Source organism: Plantibacter sp. LMC-P-059a (genome assembly GCF_030209505.1).
GTDB lineage: Bacteria > Actinomycetota > Actinomycetes > Actinomycetales > Microbacteriaceae > Plantibacter.
Window position 1 is genome coordinate 484,906 of sequence record NZ_JARVRZ010000006.1, and the last position, 13,565, is coordinate 498,470.

The window sequence follows — 13,565 nt, forward strand, 5'->3', positions numbered from 1 at the left end:
CCGCGACCATCCCGGTCGCGGGGCTTCATGTGCATCCAGACGTTCACAATTCAGGACGCGCGCGGCGTGTCACGCGCGGCGCGCCGGCCGAGGTCGCCGACGCGCCGGAGCGGTCCTGAATTGCGAACCGACAGCGCCGCCTACTTCGCGAGGAAGGCGAGCAGCTGCTCGTTGACCTCGCGGTAGTGCGTCCACAGCATGCCGTGCGGCGCGCCCTCGATCTCGACGTACTCGGCCGACGGCAGCGCCTTCGCGAACACGCGGCCGGTCGAGTCGATCGGGAGGACGCGGTCGCCCGTGCCGTGCACGATCAGCGAGGGCACGTCGATCTTCGCGACGTCGGCTCGGAAGTCCGTCAGCCAGGTGGGCTGCGCGGCGAGCGAGGCGAACGGGGAGGCGTTGTACGCGAGCTGGGTGTTGGCTCGCAGGGCCTCTTCACTCAGGCGGGAGCCGAGGTTCTCGTCGGTGTTGAAGAAGTTCTCGAAGAAGCTCGTGAAGAACGCGTAACGGTCGTCGGTGGCAGCCGCGAGGAGTCCGTCGAACACGTCCTGCGGCACGCCGGTCGGGTTGTCGTCGGTCTGCAGGAGGTAGGGCTCGAGCGAGCCGAGGAACACGGCCTTGGCGATCCGCTCGGAGCCGTAGGTGCCGAGGTAGCGGCCGACCTCGCCGGTGCCCATCGAGAAGCCGACGAGGACGGCGTCCTGCAGCTCGAGTCCGTCGACGACGGCCTTGAGGTCGGCTGCGAAGGTGTCGTAGTCGTAGCCGACCGTGGGCTTCGAGGACTTGCCGAAGCCGCGACGGTCGTAGGTGATGACGCGGTAGCCGGCGTCGAGGAGTGCGGCGGTCTGCTTCTCCCACGAGGAGCCGTCGAGCGGGTAGCCGTGGATGAGGACGACCGGCTGACCGGTGCCGTGGTCTTCGACGTAGAGCTCCACTGAGCCGCTGTTCTCGGTTCCGACGGTGATGAACGACATGGTTCGATTCCTTTCGTCTCGACGCCCGAGCTGATCGCCCGGTCCCGCGCCTCGAATGAGAACGCTCGTTCTCTTCGATGAACACCAGCATAGGGAACGATCGTTCTCAATGCAAGTAGACTGAGGGGATGACGACCGAACAGCCGACGACCGCGGCCCGCCCGACCGCCGCCGCCGCACCCGCGCTCGTCCGCGATACCATCGTCGACGCGGCCGACCGCCTCTACTACGCCAAGGGCATCCAGGCCGTAGGGATGGACGAGTTGCGCGCCGCGGCCGGCGTCTCCCTCAAGCGCCTGTACGCCGAGTTCCCGAGCAAGGAGGACATCGTCCTCGCCGTGATGGACCACCGGCACCGCCTCTGGACCACGGGCGTGAGCGCCCTCGTCGACGACGCAGACACCCCGCGCGACCGCATCCTCGCCGTGTACGACTACCTGGCCGGCTGGTTCAGCGAGGACTCGTTCCGTGGCTGCGGCTTCATCAACACCTTCGGCGAACTCGGCGGCGTCTCCCCGGCCGTCGCGACGATCACCCGCGAGCACAAGGCCTCCTTCCAGGCCTACGTGGCCGACCTCGTCGCCGACGCGGGCGCTCCAGCCTCACTCGCACCTCAACTCGCGATCCTCGCCGAGGGAGCCCAGACGACCGCGGCGATCACCGGCTCCCCCGAGGCGGCCCTGCACGCCCGACGTGCGGCCGAGACGCTGATCGATGCCTCCACCTGACACCCGCTGTGACATCCTGTTGAGACGGACAGGAACGGACACGTCCGACGCGAGTGGACAGGGGACTGCATGGCAACGACGGGCACGCTCGGCGCCGAGGAGCGACGCGCCCGCCTGACCGCGATCCTCGAGCGCGACGGCAGCATCCGACTCGACGACGCGGCCACCGAGCTGGACGTCTCGTCGATGACGGTCCGCCGCGACCTCGCCGACCTGGAACAGGCCGGCATCGTCCGTCGCGTTCGAGGCGGAGCCATCCCGACCCTGCGACCGCGCACCTTCACCGAGCGTTCCGCAACGGGCGTCCGGGAGAAGGGCGTCATCGTCGAGAAGCTCCGCGCGTTGCTCCCGACCGACGGCGCGATCGCGATCGACGCGTCGAGCACCGCCGGCGGCGTCAGTCGCCTGCTCGGCGATTCGCGTCTCACGGTCGCGACGAACTCCTACCCGAACTTCCTGCTGGCCTCGGCGAACCGCGACATCTCGGCGATCCTCGTCGGCGGACAGGCCGAGTCGCGAACCGACAGCTTCATCGGCCCGATCGCCTGCCAGGCGGCGTCGTCACTCCTGTACCGGCGGTTCTTCCTCTCCGCCGCGGCGGTCGATCCCGTGATCGGCAGCTCGGAGGTCACCCTCGAGGAGGCGCAGGTGAAGCAGGCGTTCGCTCGCGCCTCGGACGAGACGATCCTCGTCGCCGCCTCCGCCAAGCTCGACCAGCGGGCGATGGCGACCGGCTTCGCGCTGGCCGACATCGACCTCCTCGTCACCGAGCTGGACCCGACCGATCCTCGCCTCGACGCCTACCGCGACGCCGTCGACCTCCTCTGACCCTCCCCGTCCACAATTCAGGACGACTGCTGCGCGCCACGCGTGACCCCACGGACACCGGGGGCGACACGCCGGAGCGTTCCTGAATTGCGAACGGACTTCCGCCATTGCGTCGCCTGTCACTTCTTGTCATACTTAACACGAATGAACATCGGGCACGGACGTGCCCCGACGAAGGAGTGCGAATGTCCGTGAACCCGACAGCTGCAGAGCTCATCGCCCGCAGCAACCGCCTCGGGAGCGACCCGAAGAACACCAACTACGCGGGCGGCAACACCTCCGCCAAGGGCACCGAGATCGACCCCGTCACGGGCGAGCCGGTCGAACTGCTCTGGGTGAAGGGCTCCGGCGGCGACCTCGGCACGCTGAAGCCCGAGGGCCTCGCCGTCCTCCGCCTCGACCGCATGCGCGCCCTCCAGGACGTCTACCCCGGCCTCGACCGCGAGGACGAGATGGTCGCGGCGTTCGACTACACACTTCACGGCAAGGGTGGCGCGGCTCCCTCGATCGACACCGCCATGCACGGCCTCGTCGATGCGGCACACGTCGACCACCTCCACCCCGACTCCGGCATCGCCATCGCCACCGCCACCGACGGCCCCGAGCTCACCGCGACGATCTTCGGCGACAAGGTCGTGTGGGTCCCGTGGCGTCGCCCCGGCTTCCAGCTCGGTCTCGACATCGCGGCCATCAAGGCCGAACACCCGGAGGCGATCGGCACGATCCTCGGCGGCCACGGCATCACCGCGTGGGGCGACACCTCCGACGAGGCCGAGGCCAACTCGCTCTGGATCATCGACACCGCGGCCGCCTACATCGAGGCGAACTCGCGTCCCGAGCCCTTCGGTCCGGCGCTCGACGGCTACGCCGCCCTCCCCGAGGCGGAGCGACGCGCGAAGGCCGCGGCCCTCGCCCCCACCATCCGCGGACTGGCCTCCACCGACCGCCCCGTCGTCGGGCACTTCACCGACAGCCCCGAGGTCCTCGACTTCCTCGCTGCAGCGGAGCACCCTCGCCTCACCGCGCTCGGCACGAGCTGCCCCGACCACTTCCTCCGCACCAAGGTGAAGCCACTCACCGTCGACCTGCCGGCCGCGGCGAGCATCGAGGAGGTCGTCGAGCGACTCGGCGTCCTGCACACGGCATACCGCGAGGACTACCAGGCCTACTACGACCGACACGCGACCGCCGACAGCCCGGCCATCCGCGGCGCGGACCCGCTCATCGTCCTCGTCCCCGGTGTCGGCATGTTCAGCTTCGGCAAGGACAAGCAGACCGCGCGCGTCGCCGGTGAGTTCTACGTGAACGCCATCAACGTCATGCGCGGCGCCGAGGGCCTCTCCACCTACGCACCCATCGACGAGGCGGAGAAGTTCGCGATCGAGTACTGGGCACTTGAGGAGGCGAAGCTGCAGCGCATGCCGAAGCCGAAGCCGCTCGCCACGCGCATCGCGCTCGTCACCGGCGCCGCGTCGGGCATCGGCAAGGCCATCGCGACCCGCCTCGTCGCCGAGGGCGCGGTCGTCGCCATCGCCGACCTCTCCCTCGAGAAGGCACAGGCGGCCGCTGCGGAACTCGGCACCACCGACGTCGCGATCGGGATCGCCGCCGACGTCTCGAACGAGGCAGCCGTGCAGGCCGCGATCGAGGAGACGGTCCTGGCGTTCGGCGGGCTCGACCTCGTCGTCAACAACGCCGGCCTCTCGCTCTCGAAGTCGCTGCTGGAGACCACCGAGGCCGATTGGGACCTGCAGCACAACGTCATGGCGAAGGGCTCGTTCCTCGTCTCGAAGGCGGCGGCGCGCGTCCTCATCGATCAGAAGCTCGGCGGCGACATCGTCTACATCTCGTCGAAGAACTCCGTCTTCGCCGGACCGAACAACATCGCGTACTCCGCGACGAAGGCCGACCAGGCACACCAGGTCCGCCTCCTCGCCGCCGAGCTCGGTGAGTTCGGCGTGAAGGTGAACGGCATCAACCCCGACGGCGTGGTGCGCGGCTCCGGCATCTTCGCCTCCGGCTGGGGCGCGAACCGGGCGAAGACGTACGGCATCGAGGAGCAGGACCTCGGCAAGTTCTACGCGCAGCGCACCATCCTCAAGCGCGAGGTCGTCCCGGAGAACGTCGCCAACGCGGTCTTCGCGATCTGCACGAGCGACTTCAGCCACACGACCGGCCTGCACATCCCCGTCGACGCGGGCGTCGCTGCGGCCTTCCTGCGATGAGCGCCACGGCGACGGGTGCGGCGAGCGCCGTCGGCTCCAGCGGCACGGTCGCGGCGGTCGACCTCGGGGCGACGAGCGGTCGGGTCATGCTCGGTCACGTCGGTCCGGGCGAGCTCCGCCTCGTGCCCGTCGCCCGGTTCCCGAACACCCCGGTCCGCACGCCGGACGGGCTCCACTGGAACATCCTCGAGCTGTACCGCTCGGTCGTCGCCGGACTGTCGGGGGCGGCGAGGCAGGAACCGCACCTGGCGAGCATCGGGATCGACTCGTGGGCGGTGGACTACGGCCTCCTGCGGCAGGGGCGATTGCTCGGCGCACCGTTCCACTACCGCGACGATCGGACGGCGGCCGGGGTCGAGGCGGTGCACGCGCGCGTCCCGTTCGCCGAGCTCTACCGGGGCAACGGGCTCCAGTTCCTCCCGTTCAACACCGTCTACCAGCTGGCGACGGAGCGCGACGCCGGCATGCTCGAGGTCGCCGACACGGCCCTCCTCGTCCCGGACCTCATCGCGCACTGGCTGACCGGTGCACGCGTCGCCGAGGCGACCAACGCGTCGACGACGGGACTCGTCCGCGCCGGCGGATCGACCGACTGGGACACGGAGCTGCTCACCCGACTCGGCATCCCGGCCGCGATCCTGCCGCCCATCGTCCAGCCCGGCGATCGCATCGGGACACTGCTGCCGGGCGTCGCCGCCGAGGTCGGCCTGTCGTCCTCGACGCCCGTCACGGCGATCGGCTCGCACGACACGGCGTCGGCGGTCGTCGCCGTCCCGATGACGAGCCAGGACGCCGCGTACATCTCCTGCGGCACCTGGGGCCTCGTCGGGGTGGAGCTCGAGCGTCCGGTGCTCACCGAGGCGAGCCGCGCCGCGAACTTCACGAACGAGGGCGGGGTCGACGGCCGCACCCGCTTCCTCCACAACGTGATGGGGCTCTGGCTCCTGAGCGAGTCGGTGCGCACCTGGGAGCGGGGTGGCGAGACCATCGACCTCCCCGGGCTCATCGCCCAGGCGGCCGCCGTCGACACCGCGGTCTCCGTGTTCGATGCGAACGACCCGCGCTTCCTCGCCCCTGGCGACATGCCGGCCCGCATCGCGGAGGCCCTCGTCGAGCAGGGCTCGCCGGTGCCACAGTCGCGCGCCGAGTTCGTCCGGTGCATCGTCGAGAGCCTCGCGCAGGCGTTCGCCGATGCGGTGCACACGGCCTCCGAGCTGTCTGGCGTCCGGGTCCGCACGATCCACGTCGTCGGCGGCGGATCCCAGAACGCCCTGCTCTGCCAGCTCACGGCCGACCGCGCCGGCATCCCGGTCGTCGCGGGCCCGGTCGAGGCCACCGCCCTCGGGAACGTGCTCGTGCAGGCGCGTGCCGTCGGGATCATCGACGGCGACCTCGAGACCCTACGTGCCCTCGTCGCGCGGAGCTTCGAGCCGACCCGCTACGAGCCGCGCAAGTCTTCGGGCCACGGCGCGGTCACCCGGTAGCGTCGCAGCATGACTGCTTCTCCGCTCATCGTCAGCCTGCCCTCCGACCTCCGCGAGGAGGTGCTGTCGCAGGGTCCGGCCCCCGAGGGGGTCGAGTTCATCGAGTGGGACCTCCGGACCGAGCCGCCGGTGGAACACATCGACCTCGTGGTGCCCGTGTACCTCGGTTCCAACAAGCCGCTCGCGAACGTGGCCGCCGTGACGCCGCAGCTCGTTCAGGTGCAGTCGATCGGCTACGACGGCCTGGAGGACCTCCTCCCCGAGGGTGTCGTGCTGGCGAACGCGGCGACCGTGCACGAGGCATCGACGGCGGAGCTCACGGTGGCCCTCATCCTCGCCTCGCAGCGTGGTCTCCCCGACTTCGTGCGCGCCGAGCGGACGGGCGAGTGGTTGCAGAGCCAGCGTCCGAGCCTCGCAGACCGTCGGGTCCTCCTCATCGGCTACGGCGGCGTCGGAGCGGCCATCGAGGCGAGGCTCCTGCCGTTCGAGGTCGAGGTGACCCGCGTGGCGTCGAAGGCTCGCGAGGACGAGCGCGGCCACATCCACGGCATCGACGAGCTGCCGGCGCTCCTGCCCGAAGCGGAGATCGTCATCGTCGTCGTCCCGCTCACCGACGGCACCCGCGGTCTGGTGGACGACACGTTCCTCTCGGCGCTTCCCGACGACGCCCTCGTGGTGAACGTCGCCCGGGGACCGGTGGCCGACACCGAGGCACTGGTCCGGCACGCGAGCAGCGGCCGGATCCGCCTCGCCCTCGACGTCACCGATCCCGAGCCGTTGCCGGCGGACCACCCGCTGTGGTCGCTGCCGAACGTACTCGTCTCGCCCCACATCGGTGGCGCGACGAGCGCGATGCTCCCCCGCATGGCGCGGCTGCTGCGTCGGCAGATCGAGCACCTGCAGGCCGGCGAGGAACCCGAGAACATCGTCCTCCGCACCTGACCCGGTCCAGCGGCGGAACCCGGATCGGAAAAGTTGCCGTCAGGGCTCGCCTTGAATCGGTTCAAGAGGTATGGTTTGTGGTCTGACCACATCGAGGTGACGAAGGAGGACCGATGAGCGCAGCAGCACCCGCACCGACGACGGAGGCCGCACCGGGGCCCGCTGCTCCGGCGGCACCGGCGTCCACACCCCAGCGTCCCGAGCCCCGTGCGTGGGAAGTCGTCCTCGCCCGCATCGAGTCGGACCTCCTCAGCGGCGTCCTGAAGCCCGGCGACCGCCTGCCCGGCGAACGTCAGCTCGCGATCGACCTCGGCGTCGGCCGGTCGAGCGTCCGTGAGGCGATCCGCGTCCTCGAGGTCCTCGGCCTCATCCGCACGCACACCGGTTCCGGCCCCACCGCCGGGGCGATCATCGTCGCCACGCCCTCCGGTGGCATGGCGACGCTCATGCGCTTGCAGGTCGCCGCGCAGGGGTTCGCCGTGCAGGACGTCGTGGACACCCGACTCGTGATCGAGACCGCCGTCGTCCACAGCCTCGCCACGCGCGCCGGCGAGCGCGCAGCAGACCTCAAGCACCCCGAATCGCTCCTCGACGCGATGGACCAGCCGACACTCACCGAGGCCGAGTTCCTCGCGCTCGACGCTCAGTTCCACCTGTCGCTGGCCGAGGCCGAGGGCAACCAGGTCCTCGTCGCCACGATGTCCGGTCTCCGCGACTCGATCGAACGCTACGTCCTCGCCGGTGTACCTCAACTGTCGTCCTGGTCCGCGACCGCGGACCGGCTCCGAGCCGAGCACCGCGGGATCGTCGAGGCGATCCGCTCCGCCGATCCGGACCTGGCCCGCCAGTCCGTGCGCTCCCACATCACCGGTTACTACGACGCCCTGAACCCCGCACCCTCCCGTGAGAAGGAAGAACAGACCCATGGTTGAACGCCGCATCCCCAAGCCCCACGACCTGCTGCCCCTCATGCAGTTCAAGAAGCCCGAGTTCAACACGCGCCGCCGCCGTCTCGCCGCGGCGACGACCATCAGCGACCTCCGCACCATCGCGAAGAAGGTCACGCCGACGGCCCCGTTCGACTACACCGACGGCGCAGCCGAGGGCGAGATCTCGCTGGCCCGCGCCCGTCAGGCCTTCCAGGACATCGAGTTCCACCCGGCCGTCCTCAAGAACGTGGCGAACGTCGACACCGGCTGGGACGTCCTCGGTGAGCGCGTCGCGTTCCCGTTCGGCATCGCACCGACCGGCTTCACCCGCATGATGCAGACGGAGGGCGAGCGCGCCGGTGCGTCGGCGGCCGCGGCGGCCGGCATCCCGTTCACCCTCTCCACCATGGGCACGACGTCGATCGAGGACGTGCAGGCGGCGGCTCCCGGCGGCCGCAACTGGTTCCAGCTCTACATGTGGAGCGAGCGCGAGCGGTCGATGGCCCTCGTCGACCGCGCAGCCGCGGCCGGGTACGACACGCTCGTGGTGACGGTCGACACCCCGGTGGGTGGCGCTCGCCTGCGTGACGTCCGCAACGGCATGACGATCCCGCCGTCGCTGACCCCGAAGACCATCGTCGACGCCCTGCCCCGGCCTGCCTGGTGGATCAACTTCCTCACGACCGAGCCATTGGCGTTCGCGAGCCTCGACCGCTGGTCCGGCACGGTGGCGGCCCTCATCGACACCATGTTCGACCCGACCGTCGGGCCCGAGGAGGTCAAGTACATCCGCGAGCAGTGGAAGGGCAAGCTGATCGTCAAGGGCGTCCAGTCGGTCGCCGATGCGAAGCTCGCCGTCGACCTCGGTGCGGACGCCGTGCAGCTGTCCAACCACGGCGGTCGTCAGCTCGACCGCGCGCCGATCCCGTTCCACCTGCTGCCGAGCGTCGTCCGCGAGGTGGGCAAGGACGCCGAGGTGCACCTCGACACGGGCATCATGAACGGTGCCGACATCGTCGCCTCCGTGGCCCTCGGTGCCCGCTTCACCTTCATCGGCCGTGCGTACCTCTACGGACTCATGGCGGGTGGGCGCGAGGGCGTGGACCGCGCGATCCAGATCCTCTCGGGCGAGATCGTGCGCACGATGAAGCTCCTGGGCGTCGCCTCCCTCGAGGAGCTGCAGCCGCACCACGTGACTCAGCTCTCGCGGTTCACGACGCTGCAGCCGCTGCCGGAGCAGTCGACGCTGAGCACGCCTCGGCCGGCCGCGCCCAAGGCGGCTCCGGCGCCGCGCAAGGCACCGGCCCGCAAGCCGGCCTCCGCAGCGAAGGCCTAGCCCGAGCGACACGAGGAAGCCCCGGACCACCACGGTCCGGGGCTTCCTCGTTCCGGCAGAGGACGGGCGTCCACCGCGGCGGCATGCGCATCATCGTGGTGGTGCGCTCCTGCGGCGCTGTCACGTCGCGGGTTGTCCCCGATGCCCGCCCGGCGTGCTCTGGTCCACGATGGGAGCATCCCTCGGTCCGAGCCGCCCGCGTCCAGCCGGGCCCGACTCCCGGAAGGAGCGCTGTGGCCCACCTCCTCGTCATCGGCGGCAGCGGACGCACCGGCCGACTCGTCATCACGGAGGCGCTGCGCACCGGCCACTCGGTGACCGCCCTCGTCCGCGACCCCACACGGGTCGTCCCGGGCGATCGACTGACGATCACCCAGGGATCACCGTTGCGGATGGACGACGTCGAGGCGGCCATGCGCGGCACCCAGGCGGTCGTGGTCGCGCTCACCAATCTCGGCACCTCCGACTGGCCGTGGGCTCGCCAGGTGAGCCCGCCGGACCTCATCACGAGCGCCGTCGACACGGTCACCGCCGCCATGCGCGCGCATGGCCTCCGGCGGATCGTGCTGCTCTCCGCCCTCGGCACCGGGGAGTCGCGGTGGAACGTGCCGTCCCCGTTGCGGTGGACGACCCGGTTCCTGCGACTCGGCACCGTCTACGCCGACCACGAACGCGCCGACGCCTCGCTGCGGAGCTCGACCCTCGACTGGACGATCGTGCGCCCGACGATGCTGTCCGCGAGCGACCGTCGCCGACCGGTCGTGACCTCACCCGCCGGCCGTTGGCCGAGCTCGGTGCGGATCAGCCGCACCGATGTCGCGGGCTACCTCGTCGACGCGATCGACGACGAGACGCTCATCCGCTCCGCGCCCGTGATCTCCTCGGGCCCCTCCCGCGTCTGACGCCTCGGCTCAGGAACGGGCGGCGGCGCGCGATGCCTCGGGGTGTCGGCCGATGACCCGGTCGGTCGCCTCGCAGATCCCCCACCAGGTGACGCGCAGCATGGCCTCGACGACGATGCCACCCGTCATCTTCGACGCTCCGAGCGCCCGCTCCGTGAAGGTGATGGGCACCTCGACGATGCTGAGGCCCGCCCGGTTCGCGTGCCACAGCATGTCGACCTGGAACCCGTAGCCGTGGGAGTGGACCTCGTCCAGCTGGAGCCTGCGCAGCGCATCCGCACTGAACACGCGGTAGCCGCCGGTCACGTCGCGTGCGGGGAGCCGGAGCGCGAATCGGGCGTAGCCGCTGCCCACCCGCGAGATGGCCTCGCGGTGCTTGGGCCAGTTCACGACCGAGCCGCCCGGCACCCAGCGCGATCCGAGGACGACATCGGCGGTCGCGGCGGCGGCGAGGAGCGACGGCAGCTGCTCCGGGGCGTGCGAACCGTCTGCGTCCATCTCGACCACGCTGCCGAACCCGCGCCCGAGCGCCCAGGCGAAGCCGGCCTTGTAAGCGGCGCCGAGGCCCTCTTTGCCCGTCCGGTGGAGCACGTGCACGGCGCTGTCGGCTGCGGCGAGGCGATCGGCGATGTCGCCGGTGCCGTCGGGCGAGTTGTCGTCGACCACGAGGATCTGGACGTCGGGGGTGGCGACGCGGACGCGCGCGACGATCCGTTCCAGGTTCTCGCGTTCGTTGTAGGTGGGGATGATGACCACCGTGGAATCCATGTGCCGTCCTCGTGTCTGCTCAGTCAGCGTAGCGCGCTGGACAGGACGGTATCGGCGGTACGGGGCGGTCGATCGAACGCTCAGCCAACCATCGGCGAACGTGCGGCGGAGCGTCAGTTCCGGCTGGCGAAGTGCGCCGGCACGAAGAGTGCGAGCGCGATCATGAGGATGCCGCCGAGGAACCACACCGTCTGGAAGGCCTCGTTGCGGAACGCCTCACCGAACGACCACATGCCGCCCGCGAAGAGCGCGAGGGCGATGACGACCCAGAATCCGGTCGCGTCCCCCAGGGTGCTCGTCCGTCCCGACTTGTCTCGTTCGTGGTCACGTCGTTCTGCGGCGTCCATGGGTGCCCTCCGTCGGCGGTCGATCGTTCACAGCAGGTATACGCGGTGCCGCGCGTGACCCGCAACCCCTCGACAGCCGGTCCCCGAGTCCGACTCCGGTCACTGAGCCCGACTCCGATCCCTGAGACCGACTCCGGTCCCTGAGCTTGTCGAAGGGCCTAGCTGCGGAGCTCGAGGGTGCAGCACTTCACGCCGCCACCACCGAGCAGGAGCTCGGACAGGTCGACGCCGATCGGGCGGTAGCCGCGCTCCCGCAGCTGGCGCTCGAACCCGACGGCGCGAGCGGCGATGACGACCTCGCGGCCGTTCGAGATGGAGTTGAGGCCGAGCACGGCCGCGTCCTCCGTGCTGACGTGGATCGCGTCCGGGTACCGCTCCTCGAGGATGCGGTTGCTCGCCTCGTCGAATGCGGTCGGCAGGTAGGCGATGTTCGCGGGCGAACCGTCGGCGGGGGTCACCGGGTCGAGCACGGCGATCGCGGTGTCGAGGTGGTAGAAACTCGGGTTCACGAGGTTCAGCGTGACGACCTCACGGTCGAAGATGCGTCGCACCTCGTCGTGGCTGCGCGGGTCGGTGCGGAAGCCGGTCCCCGCGAGGATCGTGTCGCCGACGAGCATGATGTCGCCCTCGCCCTCGTTCACGAACTCGGGGCGCTCGACGCGGAAGCCGTTGGCCTCGAACCAGTCCATGTAGGCGGGACCCTCGGGGATGCGCTCGTCGTACGTGAACTTCGCGCCGTAGGCGACACCGTCGAGGGTGAACCCGCCGTTCGCCGCGAACACCATGTCGGGCAGGCCGTCGATGGGGTCGATGAGGTCGATCGTGTGCCCGAGGTCGAGGTACGCCTGGTGCAGCTGCTCCCACTGCGAGACGGCGAGCGAGGTGTCGGTGGGGTCCTCCGGGTTCATCCACGGGTTGATGCGGTAGCTGACCGTGAAGCGGTCGGGGCGGCACATGAGGTACCGGCGGCGATTCGCGATCCGATCCGTGGTCGCGGATGCCAGCGGCGCGGGGGTGGGGTGGTTGAGCGTCGACGACACGTCGGCCTCCAGATGTGAGCGAGGAACGGCGGACGATGTCCAGGGGCCCGGAGGCACGCCACGTTCATCATGGCACGCGGTTCGCAGCGTTTTCACGGACTTTGGCGCAGGATTGCTGCGAAATGGCAGATTCTCACGCAATGATTGCGCTTACACTGATTCCATGGACAACCTGGACCGCGGCATCATCGACCTGCTCCGGCAGAACTCACGCGCCGGCTACGGCGACATCGGCGCGGTCGTCGGGCTGTCGGCCTCCGCGGTGAAGCGACGCGTCGACCGCCTGGTGGCCGACGGTGTGATCCAGTCGTTCACGATCCAGGTCGACCCCACGGTGGACGGGATGCAGACAGAAGCCTACGTCGAACTCTTCTGCCGCGGCACGGTCTCCCCCAACGAACTCCTGCGGATCCTGTCGGGGGTGCCGGAGGTCGTCGATGCCGGCACCGTGACCGGGAGCGCCGACGCGATCGTCCACATGCGCGCCCGCAACATCCCCGCCCTCGAGGACGCCCTGGAGCGGGTCAGGATCGCGCCCAACGTCGACCACACGCGCAGCGCGATCGTCCTCACCCGCCTCATCCACCGGCACGTCGACTGATGCGGTTCCGGATCGAACCGACGTCCGGGGTCGCCGTGTTCGAGCAGCTGCGGACCCAGGTGATCGACGGGGTGCGCGACGGCTCGACACCGGCCGGGGCGAAGCTCCCGACGGTGCGTGGGCTCGCTGACGAGCTCGGCATCGCGCCCAACACGGTCGCGAAGGCCTACCGGCTCCTGGAGGCCGACGGGATCATCGAGACCCGCGGCCGCGCCGGGACGTTCGTGTCGGCGCACGGCGACGCGGTCGAGCAACAGGCGCAGCGTGCGGCGGCCGCGTACGCGGACCGGATCCGAGCGCTCGGCGTGCCGGCCGACGAGGCGTTGGAGCTCGTCGTCGCGGCCCTTCGGGCCTGAGCGCTCCGCCATCGAGCCGCGCCCCGGTCATGGAGCCATCCACCGGTCATTGAGCCGCACCCCGGTCATTGAGCCTGTCGAAATGCCTTCGACAAGCTCAGGGAC

The 13,565-nt window shown here is 70.2% G+C and carries 14 protein-coding genes; 10 read left to right on the top strand and 4 right to left on the bottom strand.

The genetic code is table 11. The annotated features are described in order from the left end of the window. Nucleotides 1–140: 140 nt before the first annotated feature. Entirely contained in the window at nucleotides 141–974 is an 834-nt protein-coding gene (locus tag QRN27_RS15620; RefSeq protein ID WP_285043028.1) for an alpha/beta fold hydrolase, read from the bottom strand. Nucleotides 975–1,102: 128 nt separating this feature from the next. Between QRN27_RS15620 and QRN27_RS15625 the strand changes: the two genes are divergently transcribed. The 8 genes from QRN27_RS15625 to QRN27_RS15660 all read left to right on the top strand — a co-directional run bounded on the left by QRN27_RS15625 (nucleotide 1,103) and on the right by QRN27_RS15660 (nucleotide 10,348). Beyond that, complete coding sequence (locus tag QRN27_RS15625) at nucleotides 1,103–1,702, top strand: TetR/AcrR family transcriptional regulator (RefSeq protein ID WP_285043029.1); 600 nt, start codon at nucleotides 1,103–1,105, stop codon at nucleotides 1,700–1,702. 69 nt (nucleotides 1,703–1,771) lie between these two features. Next, nucleotides 1,772–2,530 carry a DeoR/GlpR family DNA-binding transcription regulator gene (locus tag QRN27_RS15630; RefSeq protein ID WP_285043030.1) on the top strand — a complete coding sequence of 253 codons (759 nt, stop codon included), beginning with the start codon at nucleotides 1,772–1,774 and terminating at the stop codon, nucleotides 2,528–2,530. 185 nt (nucleotides 2,531–2,715) lie between these two features. Further along, complete coding sequence (locus tag QRN27_RS15635) at nucleotides 2,716–4,755, top strand: bifunctional aldolase/short-chain dehydrogenase (protein WP_285043031.1); 2,040 nt, start codon at nucleotides 2,716–2,718, stop codon at nucleotides 4,753–4,755. Further along, a complete protein-coding gene (locus tag QRN27_RS15640; RefSeq protein WP_285043032.1) occupies nucleotides 4,752–6,239 on the top strand; it encodes a rhamnulokinase in 1,488 nt (495 codons plus the stop codon). The genes QRN27_RS15635 and QRN27_RS15640 overlap by 4 nt, the downstream gene beginning before the upstream one ends. A gap of 9 nt (nucleotides 6,240–6,248) precedes the next feature. After that, nucleotides 6,249–7,181: a 2-hydroxyacid dehydrogenase gene (locus QRN27_RS15645; protein WP_285043033.1), complete on the top strand. Its 933-nt coding sequence runs from the start codon at nucleotides 6,249–6,251 to the stop codon at nucleotides 7,179–7,181. A gap of 113 nt (nucleotides 7,182–7,294) precedes the next feature. After that, on the top strand, nucleotides 7,295–8,113 hold the full coding sequence (locus tag QRN27_RS15650; protein ID WP_285043034.1) for a FadR/GntR family transcriptional regulator: 819 nt from the start codon (nucleotides 7,295–7,297) through the stop codon (nucleotides 8,111–8,113). After that, nucleotides 8,106–9,446, top strand: coding sequence for an alpha-hydroxy acid oxidase (locus QRN27_RS15655; protein ID WP_285043035.1), 1,341 nt, complete (start codon nucleotides 8,106–8,108; stop codon nucleotides 9,444–9,446). Before QRN27_RS15650 ends, QRN27_RS15655 begins: the two co-directional genes overlap by 8 nt. 233 nt (nucleotides 9,447–9,679) lie before the next feature. Beyond that, the gene (locus tag QRN27_RS15660; protein WP_285043036.1) at nucleotides 9,680–10,348 is read left to right on the top strand and encodes an NAD(P)-dependent oxidoreductase; all 669 of its coding nucleotides are present in this window, start codon (nucleotides 9,680–9,682) and stop codon (nucleotides 10,346–10,348) included. A 9-nt stretch (nucleotides 10,349–10,357) separates the two neighbouring features. On the opposite strand, the gene QRN27_RS15665 is transcribed toward QRN27_RS15660, so the two are convergent. From QRN27_RS15665 to ddaH, 3 genes are all read right to left on the bottom strand, one after another. Further along, a complete protein-coding gene (locus QRN27_RS15665) occupies nucleotides 10,358–11,116 on the bottom strand; it encodes a polyprenol monophosphomannose synthase (RefSeq protein WP_285043037.1) in 759 nt (252 codons plus the stop codon). Nucleotides 11,117–11,229: 113 nt separating this feature from the next. Next, complete coding sequence (locus QRN27_RS15670) at nucleotides 11,230–11,463, bottom strand: hypothetical protein (protein WP_056782217.1); 234 nt, start codon at nucleotides 11,461–11,463, stop codon at nucleotides 11,230–11,232. Nucleotides 11,464–11,621: 158 nt separating this feature from the next. Continuing rightward, complete coding sequence (ddaH, locus tag QRN27_RS15675) at nucleotides 11,622–12,419, bottom strand: dimethylargininase (RefSeq protein ID WP_285043119.1); 798 nt, start codon at nucleotides 12,417–12,419, stop codon at nucleotides 11,622–11,624. A 247-nt stretch (nucleotides 12,420–12,666) separates the two neighbouring features. Between ddaH and QRN27_RS15680 the strand changes: the two genes are divergently transcribed. Beyond that, complete coding sequence (locus QRN27_RS15680) at nucleotides 12,667–13,104, top strand: Lrp/AsnC family transcriptional regulator (RefSeq protein WP_056010729.1); 438 nt, start codon at nucleotides 12,667–12,669, stop codon at nucleotides 13,102–13,104. After that, a complete protein-coding gene (locus QRN27_RS15685) occupies nucleotides 13,104–13,460 on the top strand; it encodes a GntR family transcriptional regulator (protein ID WP_285043038.1) in 357 nt (118 codons plus the stop codon). The genes QRN27_RS15680 and QRN27_RS15685 overlap by 1 nt, the downstream gene beginning before the upstream one ends. Nucleotides 13,461–13,565: the final 105 nt, after the last annotated feature.